Below are 16,288 nucleotides of genomic sequence, written 5' to 3'. Positions count from 1 at the left end.
CCGCCTACGTATATAAATGGATCAGCAGCCCTTTGATCTCTCCGATTTTTCCCAGAATATCAATAGACTGCTTTTCGCTTTCCAGTACATCTTCTGTCAGTTCGACGAGCTTCTCATCAATCAATTCGACTGTCTGAAGGACTCTTCCTTCGGAAAATCGGTTCCAGCTATGTGACTGCTTTACTCTCATTCCGGTTTCCACAGCTTCTTTCACCAAACGTTTGACAAGCGCTTTATAAGCAGCCAAATCTTGAAAGTTTCTTGATTTCCCAAGCCTTTCTCCCGCGTTTTGGACATCAACCAGCAGTTTGTCCAGCTCTTTTTTGTACAGTTGCACCTCTTGGCGTGACATCACATCAGCAAATGCAGTCTTGTTATTTCCGGTTGTAGTAACGGACGGAAATGGTCCTGTTCTGGAACGGGAATATTGATTAACTTTCATTTAACTGCTCCTAAAACTGATGGAACTGCTCGATTGGGAGAACAAATACTGTCGCTCCGCCTACCGATACTTCCACCGGGTATGGAATATAGGAATCGGCATTCCCGCCCATTGGCGAAACAGGAGCCATTAACTGTTCACGTGATTTGCAGCTTTCTCTTATGACTTCAAGCGCTTTCTCAACGCGGATATCTTCAGTACCTATCATGAAGGTAGTATTACCTGACTTTAAAAAGCCGCCGGTTGTTGCCAATTTAGTTGCCCTGAAATTATTTTCAACCAACGCATTCATCAGCCGGTTACTGTCCTGATCCTGAACTACAGCCATAATCAGTTTCATTTATCCTCACTCCTAAAAATAAAGTGATAAACACAGGGTATTCTTTATTATTATATCAGCTAATCAGTGATGTGACATCGTTAATCGTCCATGAATATCGATACTTCCCAATAAATTAACGACATTTTTCACAAGGGTCCATCATTATTCTGTCCATCAGGTTAAGCTTTTCGTCAATTTTCTTTTTAACCTTGCGGTATACATCCTCAATAGGCCCGGAAGCATCAATGGGTGTAATTCTTTCAGGAAACCTTTTCAGCAACAGACGATAGCCTTCCCGGACTTTGCTATGAAACTCTGCCGTTTCCAAATCCAGCCGGTTTACTTCACGCTCCGGACTTTGGGCAATGCGCTCCAAACCTGTTTTTGGGTCAATATCAAGGTAAATGGTGAGATCCGGCATGGCTCCATCGACGGCAAACTCATTGATAGCAAGTACCTCATCTATTCCAAGGCCCCGTGCATATCCCTGATAGGCAAGGGAACTGTCAATAAATCGGTCACACAGGACGACGATTCCTTTTTGAAGAGCCGGCAATACCTTTTCCACCAAATGCTGGCGGCGCGCTGCTGCATAGAGCAAAGCCTCCGTCCTGGCATCCATCATGGTATGATGCTTATCAAGGATAATCTTCCTGATTTTTTCCGCTATGTCAATGCCGCCCGGCTCTCTGGTGGCTAAAACATGTATTCCCTCTGCTTCCATGTCATGAACCAGTTTTGTAATGATGGTTGATTTACCTGCTCCTTCAGGACCTTCTAACGTAATGAACAATCCAGCTTCCTCCGATCAAATATGTTTACTGGGTCTAGTATACCACCGCTTGGCCGGAACGAATAGAATAGAAAAGTGCAGTCTGAAACTGGGAGGGTCAGAAAATGAAGAGTCACCTCTTCAAGCAGCAGGCACTGGACAATTGTTGATGAAGGACAATTTAACACTGCATAGTTCTTGCAGATTTCACAGGCTAAAACCGTCATGGACGTTGGAGCAGGAGCATGCAAATATCTGAGTGATCCTGCCAAAATCGTTCTTGCCCCGTCAGCAAAATCAGGGAGGGATATCTTGTCCTTCTTGACGCAGCTTCATTTTATGACCTAATGTTAAAAAAAACCAGGCATTTAACTAAAAGCCCAGTTTTACGTAACATATTTCGTCTCTTTAATGACTCTCATCTGTTCCACAAAGTACTTATACTTCGGGTCATCTGTTTCCGTCTGGACCATCTCCTGTTCACAGTCGGTGCAAATAAAAGATGTATAAAGATGAATGCCTTTATCCTGTTCTTTTTTACAAATAATACACTTTTCCATTTCTCCACCTCCACACATGTTTTATTATTCCCGCTGGAGGATAATTGTATACACAATTAACAAGATTTAAGAAGTTAAAACCATTTGATTCAATTCTATGCGGTGGGGACACTCGCTGTGTTTGTCTGGGCCATATTTACGAAAAAAAATAAAACACCCGCATTTTACGCGGATGCTTCATCAAAGAATGTAAAGCTGAATGACTGATAATGCGGCGACTCCCGGGAGCCCGAGAAAACCGGAAATAGCAGCCGTAACAAAGTTTATGGGAACATATAAGCCAAATTGATTGCCAAATGCATTGAGGAAAAATAAAAACAGGGCGCCGATCATCAATTTAATGACAGCTTGGCCAGCCACTTTAAAAACAGGCTTTACTGACATGAGCAGGGCTAAGATTAAGAAAATAAGCAAGGTAATAATAATCAAACCGGAATCCACGCCTTCCCCCTCCTGTACATGTATCCTTACTACATTATATGAAAGGATTGTCCAAAAAGAACAGAGAGGCTACAGGCCTTTGATTGAAATATTTCTCTTCCTCGCTTCTTTCAATAAAAAAAGGTACTTGGATTTCGCCATAAGCGTACGGTACTGCAATTCATCTTGAGGCTCATAGCTTAATCGCAACAAATGTTTTTGTTCGTCCCATTCCCGCTTCTTTTTCTCCAACAGGTCGATCAGCCGATGGTCAAACTCTTTCTGTAATTTATGTTTCTTGAACATATCCCGCTCTCTCCTTACAGGACTTCCCTGCGGCCTTCCAACGCTTTGGAGAGAGTCACTTCATCCGCGTATTCAAGATCTCCGCCTACAGGCAGCCCATGAGCAATTCTTGTTACTGTAATTCCTGACGGCTTGAGGAGACGGGAAATATACATGGCAGTAGCTTCACCTTCAATATTTGGATTGGTTGCCAAAATAACTTCCTGTACAGTTTCATCCTGCAGCCTTTTTAAGAGATCCGGAATATTGATATCTTCCGGCCCAATCCCTTCCATCGGAGAAATAGATCCGTGAAGGACATGGTATAGCCCGGTGAACTCTTTCATTTTTTCCATTGCAATCACATCTTTCGGATCCTGGACTACACAGATCACACTTTGGTCACGTCTTGCGTCTTCGCAAATGGCACACGGATCTTTGTCCGTGATATGTCCGCATACCGAACAGTAACCAAGATCTCTTTTGGCATTGACCAATGCCTTGGCAAAATCAAGTACGGTATCCTCTTTCATATTCAAAACGAAAAATGCCAGGCGGGCTGCTGTTTTGGGCCCAATTCCCGGCAGTTTCATAAAGCTGTCAATCAGCTTGGATATCGGTTCTGGGTAATGCATGCTGTAACCTCCTAGAAGCCAGGAAGATTTAACCCTTTCGTAAATTGCCCCATCGTCTGGCTTGTTAATTCTTCTGCCTTTTTCAAAGCATCGTTTGTAGCAGTTAAAACTAGATCCTGCAGCATTTCAATATCTTCCGGATCAACAACTTCTTCATCAATTTGAACTTCCAGCACTTCTTTATGGCCGGATACAATGACCTTTACCATACCGCCGCCGGCAGTGCCTTCCACCTTTTTTTCTCCCAGCTCTTCCTGAGCCTGGGCCATCTTCTTTTGCATCTTTTGCATTTGTTTCATCATGCCTTGCATATTTCCCATTCCTCGCATACTCTTTTACCTCCACCATCGTTAATTTTTAAATTCAATCAGATCTTTGCCTACAAGTTTCAAAGCTTCGGAAACGAGCGGATCTTCTTCCTCTTTCTCTCCGTCTCCATCATGTTGATTGTTCTGCAAAAAATCTTCCCGAATCTCTTTCCATTGCACTTCCGGTACGCCGATGACCTTCAAGGTGCTGCCCAACAGTTCTTCTAAAATTTGAGAGATCGTTTGTATGAATGAATGATTTTCCATGGCCATCCGGCAATGGATATCATATTTAAACTTGATCACAACTGCATGCGCTGATGCTGCTGCCGGCTCTGCATCATTGAGCAATGCTGCCTGTGATCGCATTTGCCGCTGGTTCAGGATATTTAAAAAATCACCCCAATGGCTTTTCACTTCATTAAGCTGCTGCCTTGTGGCTTCTTTCAATACTTGCGTCACCGCACCGGCAGGAACTCGATATTCCTTCCCGCTGCTTCGAAGCGGTCTTTTCGAAGGTTTGGCAGGGGTTCCCTGCGCTCCCTCTGCAGCCTGCGGACCATGGGACTTCAACCATTTTACTTCTTTTTCCAGCTCTTCAACTTTTTTGATTAATTGCTGAAGCTGGGATTGATCTGCAGGTGTACGTCCTTTTTCCAGCTGACAAAGCTTGACGAGACACAATTCCACATACATGCGTGCATGATTTGAAAACCGCATGTCCTGCTGGGTCTTGCTTAATATATCAATGTAATCGTAAATTTGCTGAGCCTGTATTTCTTCTCCCAACGACTTGAATTCTTCATCCAAAAGAGCATGTTCAGCCATTTCGTCGAGATGAGGAGCAGTTTTGTACAGCAGCAAATCCCTATAATACAGAATGAAATCTTCAATAAGCCGGGCGGGATCCTTACCCTGCATCAGCAGTTCTTCCAGCGTCCCAAGTGCTCCCGGTGTATCTTTTTCATGAACGGCCCGCGCCAGCCTGTACAGGCTGTTTTGCGAAATTGAGCCGGTAACGGTTAAGGCATCTTCAACGGTAACACGACCGGTACTGAAAGAGATAGCCTGATCCAGCAAACTCAGAGCATCCCTCATTCCGCCTTCCGCTGCTCTGGCAATGATCTGCAATGCCTTTTCATCATATTCCAATGATGTTTCATTTGCAATATGTGCCATTCTTCGGGCGATATCCTGGGAGGTAATTCTTTTAAAATCAAATCGTTGGCACCTGGAGATAATCGTTAGCGGAATTTTATGTGGTTCCGTTGTTGCCAAAATAAAAATAACATGTTGCGGCGGCTCTTCCAATGTTTTCAATAAAGCATTGAAAGCGCCAATTGTCAGCATATGCACTTCATCAATGATGTATACTTTGTACTTTACCGCATTAGGCGTATACTTGACCTTATCGCGAATATCACGGATTTCCTCCACGCCGTTATTGGATGCGGCATCAATTTCAATGACATCAGGAACAGAGCCATCCGTAATTCCCAGACAGGCCGGGCACTTATTGCAAGGCTCCGAAACGGGCATTTTTTCACAGTTGACCGCTTTCGCCATAATTTTGGCCGCGCTGGTTTTTCCGGTTCCCCGTGGCCCGGAAAATAAATAGGCATGAGATATTTTTTCCTGGAGGAGAGCATTCTGCAACGTCTTAGTTACATGTTCCTGTCCAATGACATCCGAAAATGACTGCGGCCGCCATACCCGATATAACGCCTGGTAACTCATGCTCTGCCTCCTTTTTTACTTAATCATCTAGTTTTTATTATACCTTAAACAATAGGGAAATTACAAAAATACTATTGTCTAAATAACCAAGAGACTTTTCCGTCCGGATGCGTGCTGCCGAGGGTCAAAACGCTCCTGATCCCCCGCCGCCTCCTCCCACTCCTCCTCCGGAGGATGGACTCCCGGATTGGGATGTAAATGACTGGCTTGCCTGCTCATCAGCTGCAGCAAAGGAATTGGACAGCGCAGGCCAAAATATTGGAAAGTATGCCATATCCGAAGCACTGGCAGCAGGAACCTTCTGTTCCCAGATTTCAAACTGTTTTAAATTAGCCCCATGGATCCCGAGCGAATAGATCATGGCACGCATCCGATCATCCTGGCTGTAACGATTCCACTGTTCGTTCTTCATTTGGTCAAATTCATCATTCAGTCTCTTCCATTCTTCTTTCATGCGTATTCCCTTTTCAGAAAGCGGCTTGTAAAAGATGGAGAACAATAAAGAGAGTAAAAAGAGGAAAATTGATAATGTCATCCATAAGTACAGCTCATATCCAGCAAATATGATGATACAGAAAAACGGTATAATACTGGCTGCTGCAGTCATCCACCTGATTTTTATCCTTTTCCGGAACAACTCTTGCTGCTTAATCTCCTTTTGAACGGCCATTTTCCATTTCGTTGTCTCTTCAGTATATATCCTATGGTTTTCCTCTTTTTTCATAAACCGTTCCAAGTCATCCACACTGAAGGAGTGATTCGAACCCATCTGATCAAATAATAATGAGATTAATTGCTGCTCATGATCTTCTCTGGCCATTCTATAACCCAGCATGAACCGGCCCTCTCCAGTCTGTTTTACGTATCCCTGCCGCACAAGATCCATTAACGCTGCCGGAATACTAAACTTCCGGTCCGGAGTTGTAAAGCTGATAGTGGCCGGCATGCTCATTTCCTGTTTAGGAATAGCGACCTCCGATGCAAAGACCTCTTTGACAACATTCTGTTTCAGCTGTATACGCCTTCTGAAATCATATATACATATTCCGATGAACAGCACAGCAAACCCCAACAATGACCAAAAACCCGCTGAAGCGGCTGTCTTTTGACCTTTGGCAAAAGCGGCTGCTTTCTCTTTCATCATCATCTTTTCGTCTATTATTTCCTGCTTCATTTCTTTTGTATCTGTAAAAGGCAAACCAGGAAATAAGGAAGCATCAAAAACTACTCTTATATCTCCATTTTGCCCCGCTTTCACATTTCCCACCGAAAAAACGGCTGTCCCTCCTTCCGTAATATGTTCTTTGTCAAAAGCAGTATCATATCCCAAGGCTATTGCGTCATCCGTGGGACGGGGAGGATGAACTGCAATCGTCAGCCGGCCGTAGTCCGCCTCATTCCGGTCATCGAAAAAGGGCCAATAAAATTGTGCAACATCCACATATTTTTCCATGCCGTCTTCAATCAAATACTGAAGCTCAACTTGGATCGTCTCATCCTTGCCACTCCGGTACACCTTGTACATATCCCCGTCTTTTTCCGTCTTCAGATCTTTTCCCCCTTCTTTCGCCAAAAAGCTACTTATTTCCGCACCTTTTTTCGGGGAAATTTCCCGGGAAATTCCATTGAATTCTCCATCAAACTCATAGGTGAATTGTTCAATCACGTGAACTTCACCATTTTCTAGTAAATAGGCATCAATTTTTACATCACTTATCGAGAAGTCAACTGCTAAAGCGATTGCTGGAAGAAAAAACAAAAAAACGACTGTAAAAAGGGTTACTTTCCTCCACACCAGTATCACCTCTTTCCCTCTTCTCGTTTATTTACGTATGTAGTTCGTCTTATGTTTCAGGAAACCGGAAATCCCTTCCTCTTTGCGGCAGTACTCGCTCAACTTAAGGAAGCAGATGAATCTATCGAGAATAGATACTGGAGTCAATAAATCAGCTTTCGATTCAATAAAAAACCCATCCGCTTTATGCGAATGGGTGGTTATTCCTATGTATACCGTGCACCTTCCGTCGTCAGTGTCTCATCTGCGTTACTCAAGCAGTTAGCTCAGCCCAGGCTGCCCCGCGGCACATGAGAGGTCCCACTTAATGCTGCTTCCTTCCGGACCTGACATGGTTCGTGGGTTCCCATTGCGCAGGACCCAGACGTCGACACCACTTGCTTGAGGCAGGCCAGACAAGACAAGCTGCCTCTGGAAGGGATTCAACCCCGCTGGAGCGGATTGCGGGTACAGGGCTCCGCTACTCCCCCGTCTAGCACGGCATAGTTCATTGTACTACTTTTTCACCTTAAAATCAATGTTTTCCTGTGGTTAACAAAAGTTTCCAGCTTCAGGATCGTTTCTTTTTGTCACGGAGAGATCGAAAAAATTCCGTTAAAAGTGATCCGCATTCTTCTGCCAATACTCCGCTGATCACTTCGCTTTGGTGGTTAAACCTCTCATCCGTTAACAGATTCATTAGAGTTCCTGCACACCCGGCCTTCGGATCGGAAGCACCATAAGTGACTTTTTGAATGCGGGATAGCAAGATAGCACCGCTGCACATGGGACAAGGCTCCAGCGTTACATATAACTCAGCACCTTCCAGCCTCCAGGTTCCCAGCTTTTCACACGCTTCCTCAATAGCCAGCAATTCCGCATGAGCAACTGCATTTTGTTCCGTCTCCCTCCTGTTATGGGCGGCTGCAATCACTTCCCCATTTAATACAATCACTGCTCCTATAGGAACTTCCTGTATTTGCTCAGCCTTTTTTGCTTCCGCAATAGCCAGCTGCATATATTTTTCTTCTCTTTCCAATTGGATCTCCCCACAATTTTTTATTGGTCTTTTATTTTTACACAATACATACAATGGGACAAGGTTGATACTTTAATCTGTTGAGCCGTAAGGAGGAAAAAAATGCAAATCCATGTTGTCCAGCCTAATGAGACTTTGGCCTTAATTGCTTCCCGATACAATATTTCTCCGGCTATCCTTGCTGATGCGAATAAACTGCCGAACCCCAACCAGCTTGTTGTTGGCCAGTCTATGGTCATTCCTATTATAGGCCAGTTTTACTGGGTTCAGCCGGGCGACAGCCTGTGGACCATCGCCCAAAGATTTGGTATTCCCTTTCAAGAGCTGGCACGCATAAATGGATTAAACGTCAATAACCCAATCCCTGTAGGTTTAAGGCTGTATATCCCTCAAAGAGCCAAACGCGACGGAGAATTTCTTGCATATATTGAGCCGCGCCGTACCGGTGAAGTATCGGAAGCACTTGAATCCAGTGCCCGTGAAGCTTCGCCTTATTTAACCTATTTGGCATGTTTCGCTTATCTTCCGCGGAGGGACGGGACACTGGATCCGCCAAATCTGAACCAATTCCCGGAGATTGCTGAAGCAAACAATACGTATCTTGCCATGGTACTTGCCAACCAGGAAGAAGGACAATTTAGCACTGAGCTGGTTCATATACTTTTGACTGATGAACAGGTACAAACCACATTATTAAATAATATAGTCGCTGAAGCGAAGCGGGTTGGATTTACAGAAATCCACTTGGATTTCGAAAGAATTGCCGGTACGGACCGAGAAGCATACAATAATTTTCTGCGAAGAGCACGCGATCGATTTCATCAGGAAGGATGGATCATTTCAACAGCCCTTGCTCCCAAAACCAGTGCTGTTCAGCAAGGGGAATGGTATGAAGGCCATGATTACAGAGCGCATGGTGAAATTGTAGATTACTCCTTGATAATGACGTATGAATGGGGGTATAGCGGAGGTCCGGCAATGGCTGTCTCTCCGATCAACTCAGTCCGGCAGGTGCTGGAATATGCCATTACAGAAATTCCACCGGAAAAGATTATGATGGGACAAAATTTATACGGTTATGATTGGACGCTGCCTTTCGTGCAGGGAACAACAGCCACAGCTGTCAGTCCTCAGAGAGCCATCCAAATCGCGGCTGAAAACAACGCAGCGATCCAATACGATCCTGCTGCACAGGCACCGTTTTTTCATTATACAGATCAGGAGGGAAGACAGCATGAAGTATGGTTTGAGGATGCCCGATCAATCCAGGCCAAGTTTGACCTTGTCAAAGAGTTAAATCTTCGCGGAGTCGGTTATTGGAAACTCGGATTGTCGTTTCCTCAAAATTGGCTCCTTATCCAGGATAATTTTAATGTCGTGAAAAAACCATAGAAAAAGCGGCTCACCTTTATCTGAGCCGCTCTTGATATCTGCTTCAGCCAATCACTTCTTTATTTCTCATATAGGGGCGGAGTACTTTGGGTATTTCAACGGTTCCGTCTTCCCGCTGATAATTTTCCAATATAGCTGCCACTGTTCTCCCCACTGCAAGCCCGGAACCATTTAAAGTGTGAACATGCTGAGGCTTTGCTTTTGGTTCGGAACGAAAACGAATATTTGCCCTTCTCGCCTGAAAAGCCTCAAAGTTTGAGCAGGAAGAAATCTCCCTGTAGGTGTTATAACTGGGAATCCAAACTTCCAAATCATACTTTTTCGCGGCGGTAAATCCAAGATCTGCCGTACACATGCTCATGACCCGATAGGGCAATTCCAGAAGCTGAAGCACTTTTTCTGCATGGGCAGTTAATTTTTCCAGTTCATCATAAGACTCTTCCGGCTTAACAAATTTCACCAATTCCACTTTGTTAAACTGATGCTGGCGAATTAACCCTCTTGTATCCCTTCCTGCCGAACCTGCTTCAGAACGGAAACAGGCACTGTAAGCAACATAATTAATAGGGAGCTGGTCACCATCCAGTATTTCATCGCGATGATAGTTTGTTACCGGCACTTCCGCTGTAGGTATCAGGTAATAATTCTCGCTCTCAATATGGAAGGCATCTTCTGCAAATTTTGGAAGCTGGCCGGTACCTGTCATGCTCGCCCGGTTCACCATGTAAGGAGGGAGCATTTCTTCATACCCGTGTTCTTCCACATGAAGATCCAGCATAAAGCTGATCAGTGCTCTTTCAAGACGGGCTCCAAGCCCTTTGTAGAAAACAAAGCGGCTTCCTGTTACTTTTGACGCCCGTTCAAAATCGAGAATTCCCAAGTCCGCTGCCAAATTCCAATGCGGTTTAGGGTCAAAAGAAAATTTCCGTACCTCTCCCCACTTTCGGACTTCTACATTGTCGTCTTCTGATTCGCCAACCGGGACGCTTTCGTGGGGAATATTCGGAATGGATAACAGCAGCTTTTGCAGCTCTTCTTCAATTTCACGCAGCTCTCCGTCTATTTCCTTGACTTGCTGCCCGACTTCCCTCATTTCAGCTATTAAATCATCCGCATTTTGTTTATCCTTTTTCAACTGGGCAATGTTTTCAGATACTTCATTCCTTCTGCTTTTTAACTGTTCGGATTGAACAATCAATTCCCTTCGTTTTTGATCCAATTGCTCAAATTTGTCTAAATCACCCAAATCTTCACCGCGGTACTGCAGCTTTCTTTTCACTTCTTCCACGTTACCCCGCAGGGTTTTCATATCAAGCATATTTAAAACCTCCCCTTATACTGAATGGCGCGTCTTAAAACATTTAAGCGACGCTGGTACTATTGGAACTCTGTAAAAACAAAAAAACTCCCATCCCCAAAGGGACGAGAGTTACCCGCGTTGCCACCCAAATTGAAAGCCTTCGAGGCTTTCCTCTTCATTGGATAACGGGTTTGACCCGAAAATGCTTACTAGCCCACAAGGGCATTCGGCATTTTGCTCCAGGAGGGATTCACAGGCGGTGCCGCCGGTTCTCACCAGCCACCGGCTCTCTGACAGACACTGTACCTGCTACTCGTTCCTTTCAACACAGTCGCTCATATCAATTTTCTGATACTATACTATATCCTTGAAGCAATTGCAAATAATACAGGTGAATTCAGTTAGAACCAGCCTTTCACGGTACTGGCTGCACTATTCCAAACATCGCCGAAGAAACTGCCGACACCGCGCATAGCCAGAACAAACCAGTTTGCTTTTTCCACTTTTTCTGCTGTCACCATATTGGCTGATGCAGGTTTTCCAATATAGCCATAGTCGGATTCCCCTTCATAGGCTGCTTCCAGCACGCCAATTTTTTCACCCTTTTTAACAGGTGCTGCCAACTGGCCATCTTCATTTAAAACTTTTTGATTTATTTTCAATTCCGGTTTGTACGTTTTCTCTTCACCATTTTTAACAACTACCTGCAATGGTGCATCTGATTGGATCTCAACCTTTTTCTTCTTGCCATTGATCACCGGAAGAGACTCTCGGCCTTTTACTTGATATTGTTCGGGATACGCTTCTTTTAATGAAAAATGACTAAAAGCATATTCCATCATTTTTTTTGTTTCCACGAAGCGTGATTCATAGGCGCCTTGACCGTTTTTATCTTTTGCGTTCATAACAACGGTCACGACCCTCATGTCATCTCTCTCAGCAGTCCCCGTAAAACAGTATCCTGCAAAATCGGTGGTCCCGGTCTTTAGGCCGTCCACTCCTTCATATCCAAACACAAGGGAAGGGAGCATCCAGTTCCAGTTTTTCATTTTTCCCGGCATACCAGGAAATTCCTTCTCAGGAATACTCGTTGTTTCCAAAACTTCCGGATAATCATTTAACAGCCGTAAAGCCAGTTTTGCCATCGAGCTGGCCGACATAATATTTTCGTCTTCTGCACCGGTTCCTTCAGGATGTTTACCTTTGAGATCGCGGTTATTTAATCCCGTGGAGTTCACAAAATTATAATTATCCAATCCCAGTTCTTCGGCTTTGGCATTCATCATATCTACAAATTTCTTCTCAGAACCGGCAATGGCTTCAGCAATGGCAATGGTTGCCCCGTTGGCTGAATAGATGGCCATCGCTTCATACAACTCTCTAATTGTATACTTTTTTCCGGCCTCCAAGGGAACATTTGATAGATTGGTATCTATGGAAACCTCATGAACATAGTCGCTGATAGTCTGTTCCTGGTCCCACGTGATTTTATTATTTGCTATAGCTTCAAACAAAAGATACTCTGACATCATTTTTGACATGGATGCAATGCCAAGGGCGGTATCTTCATTTTTTGCATATAATATTTTCCCTGTACTGGCTTCTACCAGAATGGCTGCATCTGCATGTATATCCAATACATCTTCAGCCGCCGCTTTTCCAGGGATATGTAACGTACTGATCAACAGGATAGCCATGAGAAACACAGCTGTAAATTGTCGTTTCATACCTTTTTTCAAGTGTTTACCCTCCAAATATTAAGTACCCGCTAGTCATTTTAACATAGTTAGATAGAGAAAAGTAGATTCCAAATATGTCATTTACATTACGAAAGAACAAAAGCACAAGACACGCGCTGAGAGCAGCAGCGTTTAATTACAGCATGAGAATTTTTCAGTTTTACGCGGTGCGGGCTTTTACTTTCCCGAGGGGAGCACCGGAAAAAGTCTGCCCTGTTATGAAGTGCGCTCCACAAAACCTCATTCTGTCACTCCGGCGGACTGGGACAGTGTCCGTTGAAACTTCTTAAACCATAAAAAAGCCGCCTCGGAGAAAACCCTAAGGCGGGTAATGAACGGTACCTTATTCAATAAATTAAGAAATGGAATAGTTGGGCGCTTCCTTTGTGATTTGTACATCATGCGGATGGCTTTCGCGCAATCCGGCACCTGTCATTCTGATAAACTGGGACTGCTCGCGGAATACTTCCAGATTGGCTGCTCCGCAGTAACCCATACCTGCTCTGAGGCCGCCGATCAATTGGAACACAGTATCTGCAAGAGGCCCCTTATATGGTACGCGCCCCTCAATTCCCTCAGGAACAAATTTTTTCGCATCCTCCTGAAAATAACGGTCTTTTGATCCTTTCTCCATGGCTCCTTCCGAGCCCATTCCGCGATACACTTTAAATTGTCTTCCTTGGAAAATTTCTGTTTCACCGGGACTTTCGGCAGTACCGGCCAATAAGCTTCCAAGCATAACTGCATGTCCTCCGGAAGCAAGAGCTTTTACAATATCACCTGAATATTTGATACCGCCGTCAGCAATAATCGCTTTTCCGTGCTTTCTTGCTTCTGTGGCACAATCATATATCGCCGTAATTTGAGGAACCCCGACCCCTGCTACAACACGGGTTGTACAAATGGAACCAGGTCCAATTCCGACTTTTACTACATCTGCGCCCGCTTCATATAGTTCACGTGTTCCTTCTGCAGTCGCTACATTTCCTGCAATAATATTTAAGTCCGGGTACTGCTTGCGGATCTCGTGGACTGTGTTAATCACTCCTGCTGAGTGTCCATGCGCTGTGTCCACCACGATAGCATCCACTTGTGCTTTGACTAGAGCCTCAATTCTTTTGTAGGTGTCTTTTGACACACCAACTGCAGCAGCAACAAGCAGCCGTCCCTGTTCATCCTTTGCTGAATTTGGAAACTGAATTACTTTTTCAATGTCTTTAATAGTAATCAGGCCTTTTAACACACCGTTTTCATCGATCAGAGGGAGCTTTTCAATACGATGTTCCTGAAGAATTTTTTCGGCTTCTTCCAAAGACGTTCCGACAGCAGCCGTTACCAAGTTCTCTTTTGTCATTACATCCGTGATCGGCAGGGAGTAGTCCTGGATAAAACGCATATCCCGGTTCGTGATGATGCCTACCAGGATTCGATCTTCTTCATTATTGACGATCGGAACCCCGGAAATCCGGTATTTCGACATAAGATGTTCGGCATCAAACACTTGGTGTTCCGGAGTAAGGAAAAACGGATCGGTGATTACACCGCTTTCCGAACGTTTTACTTTGTCCACTTCTTCCGCCTGGCGTTCAATGCTCATATTTTTATGAATGACTCCGAGCCCGCCTTGGCGTGCCATAGAAATAGCCATGGACGCCTCCGTTACCGTGTCCATGCCGGCACTGATAATTGGAATATTTAATTTAAGAGTATCCGTCAACTGTACTTTAATATCCACATCTTTTGGCAAAATTTCTGATTTTGCCGGAATCAACAGCACATCATCAAATGTTAGTCCTTCTTTTGCAAATTTAGATTCCCACATTTTCTTTGTCCCCCTGCCCAAAATATTATTAGTAGGTTATCAATTGGTTAAAATACTGTCAAGGAGTACAGTCGATGTTCCATTTTTCTAATAATTTGGAGGTGTTCTTTCTGTTTAACCCGCATGAAACCTGGCTTCAATTTAATTATTTCCAATCCGCCTCCACTGTGCAGCTTTTTTTAAAAAAATGTTACCTTCCCCTGGAGCCTGAAGAAGCCGACAGAAAAAGCTACGATAACTGTTATCCGTTTATGTATTATATCGAACAAGCTCAATCCTATTATCAGCAAGCTTCAAAATCACCCTTTTCCATTAAACCTGTTTTATTGTTTTATGGATATGTACATTTAATTAAAGCCGGGCTGCTGACTGTGGATCCCTATTATCCGAGTACGACATCTGTCCTTGCACATGGAGTGTCCACAAGAAAAAAGAAAAAAAGAAACTACGAGTTTTTACAGGACGAAGTCAAAATCCAAAAGCATGGCCTATGTACGCATATGGCAGACAAACTTTTTCAAATTAGAAATTTGGAAGGAGAAAAATTCAGAATGGGGCACCTGCTGTCCCTTATTCCCGAACTGGATGACCTTTTTGTATTTGTATATCAAAAAAAGAACATGGTCTTTTTACGACAGATCGGAAGTGACTGGCATATCCCTGAAGAATTGCAGCGGGCATATCATATGGGAGCAGACAGATTAAAGCAGTTCTTGGAAAGCAAACATCCTCAGCCTATCCACTGGAAAGAAAACGAATCGGGCAAAACAATAATTAGCGGACCATGTGCAGATTTAAAACCCCCGTTCCGTTATGATTCATGTAAAAGAGTTTATGGGATTAATGCCTCCATCCAGGCAATCAGCAGCCTTCCGGATGTCATCATTCATTATTTATTACTTTATAATTTAAGCATGATTGCACGGTACGAAACCGAGTGGTGGTTTGATTTGATCAAGACAGCTGCGGACAATACCTATCCGTTTATCCATACGTTTCTAGAAATCAGTGAAAGAAAGAGTCCGGAGATGATTCTGAAATTGCTCATCAAGACAAGTACATAAATACTTGGTTACATGTAGTACATCAGGAATGGAAAATACGGAGTAATAAGGTATAGGGAATTTGGCCATGACCAGAGCCTGGATGACGTAAAACCAAGATTACTTCTACAAAAGATTACAGGGAAACAAGGGCCAAAATAAAAAAACATGGAGCGTTTACTCCATGTTTTTGTTTGCCTGGCAGCGTCCTGCTCTCACAAGGGGAATCCCCTCACTACCATCGGCGCTGAAGAGCTTAACTTCCGTGTTCGGGATGGGAACGGGTGTGACCTCTTCGCTATCGCCGCCAGACTATGTCATTGTTAAGAGAATGTTCATTCTCTCAAAACCAGATAAGAGAAGATACCAAGAATTGTTCAATCCAGCTACGGCTCCTTGGTGCTCGAGGTCGCTTCACTTCCTCTGTCAAAGCCTGCCGGCTTTTCCGCCGGAAGCTCCAGCGCTTGTCGCACCAGGTCAGTCGCCTGCGCTTTTTATTCAATCCAGCTACGGCGCCCAGCCCCTCGGGGTCACAAGTCACCTTGGACCGGACGGGCGCTTCCGCTTTTTATTTTTGATTAAGCCCTCGATCGATTAGTATCCGTCAGCTCCATGTGTCACCACACGTCCACGCCGGACCTATCTACCTGATCGTCTTTCAGGGATCTTACTGGCTTGACGCCATGGGAAATCTCATC

Annotated in this window: 16 protein-coding genes, 2 rRNA genes, 1 other RNA gene and 1 other annotated feature; of the genes, 2 read left to right on the top strand and 17 right to left on the bottom strand. The window is 44.2% G+C overall.

The window, feature by feature from the left end; genetic code table 11:
• Nucleotides 1-4: 4 nt before the first annotated feature.
• The 12 genes from ACFSCZ_RS15515 to tadA all read right to left on the bottom strand — a co-directional run bounded on the left by ACFSCZ_RS15515 (nucleotide 5) and on the right by tadA (nucleotide 8,294).
• The gene (locus ACFSCZ_RS15515; RefSeq protein ID WP_380775082.1) at nucleotides 5-442 is read right to left on the bottom strand and encodes a YaaR family protein; all 438 of its coding nucleotides are present in this window, start codon (nucleotides 440-442) and stop codon (nucleotides 5-7) included.
• A gap of 10 nt (nucleotides 443-452) precedes the next feature.
• Nucleotides 453-782, bottom strand: coding sequence for a cyclic-di-AMP receptor (locus tag ACFSCZ_RS15510; RefSeq protein WP_018708571.1), 330 nt, complete (start codon nucleotides 780-782; stop codon nucleotides 453-455).
• A 115-nt stretch (nucleotides 783-897) separates the two neighbouring features.
• On the bottom strand, nucleotides 898-1,557 hold the full coding sequence (gene tmk / locus ACFSCZ_RS15505; RefSeq protein ID WP_380775079.1) for a dTMP kinase: 660 nt from the start codon (nucleotides 1,555-1,557) through the stop codon (nucleotides 898-900).
• Nucleotides 1,558-1,922: 365 nt separating this feature from the next.
• The gene (locus ACFSCZ_RS15500; protein ID WP_380775077.1) at nucleotides 1,923-2,096 is read right to left on the bottom strand and encodes a sigma factor G inhibitor Gin; all 174 of its coding nucleotides are present in this window, start codon (nucleotides 2,094-2,096) and stop codon (nucleotides 1,923-1,925) included.
• A gap of 180 nt (nucleotides 2,097-2,276) precedes the next feature.
• The gene (locus ACFSCZ_RS15495) at nucleotides 2,277-2,537 is read right to left on the bottom strand and encodes a pro-sigmaK processing inhibitor BofA family protein (protein ID WP_380775075.1); all 261 of its coding nucleotides are present in this window, start codon (nucleotides 2,535-2,537) and stop codon (nucleotides 2,277-2,279) included.
• A gap of 69 nt (nucleotides 2,538-2,606) precedes the next feature.
• Nucleotides 2,607-2,822: a YaaL family protein gene (locus ACFSCZ_RS15490; protein WP_380775073.1), complete on the bottom strand. Its 216-nt coding sequence runs from the start codon at nucleotides 2,820-2,822 to the stop codon at nucleotides 2,607-2,609.
• A gap of 14 nt (nucleotides 2,823-2,836) precedes the next feature.
• On the bottom strand, nucleotides 2,837-3,436 hold the full coding sequence (gene recR / locus ACFSCZ_RS15485; RefSeq protein WP_380775071.1) for a recombination mediator RecR: 600 nt from the start codon (nucleotides 3,434-3,436) through the stop codon (nucleotides 2,837-2,839).
• A gap of 11 nt (nucleotides 3,437-3,447) precedes the next feature.
• Complete coding sequence (locus ACFSCZ_RS15480; RefSeq protein ID WP_380775069.1) at nucleotides 3,448-3,765, bottom strand: YbaB/EbfC family nucleoid-associated protein; 318 nt, start codon at nucleotides 3,763-3,765, stop codon at nucleotides 3,448-3,450.
• 21 nt (nucleotides 3,766-3,786) lie between these two features.
• Nucleotides 3,787-5,481, bottom strand: a complete 1,695-nt coding sequence (dnaX, locus tag ACFSCZ_RS15475; RefSeq protein ID WP_380775067.1) for a DNA polymerase III subunit gamma/tau — start codon at nucleotides 5,479-5,481, stop codon at nucleotides 3,787-3,789.
• Nucleotides 5,482-5,605: 124 nt separating this feature from the next.
• Nucleotides 5,606-7,285 (bottom strand): DUF2207 domain-containing protein, encoded by a 1,680-nt coding sequence (locus tag ACFSCZ_RS15470; protein ID WP_380775065.1) that lies wholly within the window; start codon nucleotides 7,283-7,285, stop codon nucleotides 5,606-5,608.
• Between the two features lie 206 nt (nucleotides 7,286-7,491).
• An RNA gene (gene ffs, locus ACFSCZ_RS15465) (signal recognition particle sRNA large type) lies at nucleotides 7,492-7,757 on the bottom strand.
• A gap of 69 nt (nucleotides 7,758-7,826) precedes the next feature.
• The gene (gene tadA, locus ACFSCZ_RS15460) at nucleotides 7,827-8,294 is read right to left on the bottom strand and encodes a tRNA adenosine(34) deaminase TadA (protein WP_380775063.1); all 468 of its coding nucleotides are present in this window, start codon (nucleotides 8,292-8,294) and stop codon (nucleotides 7,827-7,829) included.
• 102 nt (nucleotides 8,295-8,396) lie between these two features.
• Here tadA and ACFSCZ_RS15455 point away from each other — a divergent pair, with 102 nt between their 5' ends.
• Complete coding sequence (locus ACFSCZ_RS15455) at nucleotides 8,397-9,686, top strand: glycoside hydrolase family 18 protein (protein ID WP_380775061.1); 1,290 nt, start codon at nucleotides 8,397-8,399, stop codon at nucleotides 9,684-9,686.
• 43 nt (nucleotides 9,687-9,729) lie between these two features.
• Here ACFSCZ_RS15455 and serS read toward each other — a convergent pair whose 3' ends face one another.
• The 3 genes from serS to guaB all read right to left on the bottom strand — a co-directional run bounded on the left by serS (nucleotide 9,730) and on the right by guaB (nucleotide 14,547).
• Nucleotides 9,730-11,004 carry a serine--tRNA ligase gene (gene serS, locus ACFSCZ_RS15450; RefSeq protein ID WP_380775058.1) on the bottom strand — a complete coding sequence of 425 codons (1,275 nt, stop codon included), beginning with the start codon at nucleotides 11,002-11,004 and terminating at the stop codon, nucleotides 9,730-9,732.
• A 97-nt stretch (nucleotides 11,005-11,101) separates the two neighbouring features.
• Nucleotides 11,102-11,321, bottom strand: a binding site (T-box leader).
• 66 nt (nucleotides 11,322-11,387) lie between these two features.
• The gene (locus tag ACFSCZ_RS15445) at nucleotides 11,388-12,683 is read right to left on the bottom strand and encodes a serine hydrolase (protein ID WP_380775106.1); all 1,296 of its coding nucleotides are present in this window, start codon (nucleotides 12,681-12,683) and stop codon (nucleotides 11,388-11,390) included.
• Between the two features lie 397 nt (nucleotides 12,684-13,080).
• Complete coding sequence (gene guaB, locus ACFSCZ_RS15440) at nucleotides 13,081-14,547, bottom strand: IMP dehydrogenase (RefSeq protein WP_380775056.1); 1,467 nt, start codon at nucleotides 14,545-14,547, stop codon at nucleotides 13,081-13,083.
• A gap of 74 nt (nucleotides 14,548-14,621) precedes the next feature.
• On the opposite strand from guaB, the gene ACFSCZ_RS15435 reads away from it, so the two are divergent.
• Complete coding sequence (locus tag ACFSCZ_RS15435) at nucleotides 14,622-15,611, top strand: YaaC family protein (protein ID WP_380775054.1); 990 nt, start codon at nucleotides 14,622-14,624, stop codon at nucleotides 15,609-15,611.
• A gap of 175 nt (nucleotides 15,612-15,786) precedes the next feature.
• Here the strand turns inward: ACFSCZ_RS15435 and rrf are convergent.
• Together rrf and ACFSCZ_RS15425 are read right to left on the bottom strand one after the other, a co-directional pair.
• A 5S ribosomal RNA gene (gene rrf, locus ACFSCZ_RS15430) occupies nucleotides 15,787-15,902 on the bottom strand.
• Between the two features lie 262 nt (nucleotides 15,903-16,164).
• Nucleotides 16,165-16,288, bottom strand: a 23S ribosomal RNA gene (locus tag ACFSCZ_RS15425); the annotation flags it as partial.

The organism is Siminovitchia sediminis (assembly GCF_042680885.1).
Taxonomy (GTDB): Bacteria; Bacillota; Bacilli; order Bacillales; family Bacillaceae_C; genus Siminovitchia; species Siminovitchia sediminis.
The sequence above is the reverse complement of the archived record's forward strand: the minus strand, read 5'-3'. Positions and strand labels throughout refer to the sequence as shown.

Coding starts and splice junctions, on each gene's coding strand:
- ACFSCZ_RS15515 (WP_380775082.1), bottom strand. CDS start 442: ATGAAAGTTAATCAATATTCCCGTTCCAGAACAGGACCATTTCCGTCC.
- ACFSCZ_RS15510 (WP_018708571.1), bottom strand. CDS start 782: ATGAAACTGATTATGGCTGTAGTTCAGGATCAGGACAGTAACCGGCTG.
- ACFSCZ_RS15500 (WP_380775077.1), bottom strand. CDS start 2,096: ATGGAAAAGTGTATTATTTGTAAAAAAGAACAGGATAAAGGCATTCAT.
- ACFSCZ_RS15490 (WP_380775073.1), bottom strand. CDS start 2,822: ATGTTCAAGAAACATAAATTACAGAAAGAGTTTGACCATCGGCTGATC.
- recR (WP_380775071.1), bottom strand. CDS start 3,436: ATGCATTACCCAGAACCGATATCCAAGCTGATTGACAGCTTTATGAAA.
- ACFSCZ_RS15480 (WP_380775069.1), bottom strand. CDS start 3,765: ATGCGAGGAATGGGAAATATGCAAGGCATGATGAAACAAATGCAAAAG.
- dnaX (WP_380775067.1), bottom strand. CDS start 5,481: ATGAGTTACCAGGCGTTATATCGGGTATGGCGGCCGCAGTCATTTTCG.
- ACFSCZ_RS15455 (WP_380775061.1), top strand. CDS start 8,397: ATGCAAATCCATGTTGTCCAGCCTAATGAGACTTTGGCCTTAATTGCT.
- serS (WP_380775058.1), bottom strand. CDS start 11,004: ATGCTTGATATGAAAACCCTGCGGGGTAACGTGGAAGAAGTGAAAAGA.
- ACFSCZ_RS15445 (WP_380775106.1), bottom strand. CDS start 12,683: ATGGCTATCCTGTTGATCAGTACGTTACATATCCCTGGAAAAGCGGCG.
- guaB (WP_380775056.1), bottom strand. CDS start 14,547: ATGTGGGAATCTAAATTTGCAAAAGAAGGACTAACATTTGATGATGTG.
- ACFSCZ_RS15435 (WP_380775054.1), top strand. CDS start 14,622: ATGTTCCATTTTTCTAATAATTTGGAGGTGTTCTTTCTGTTTAACCCG.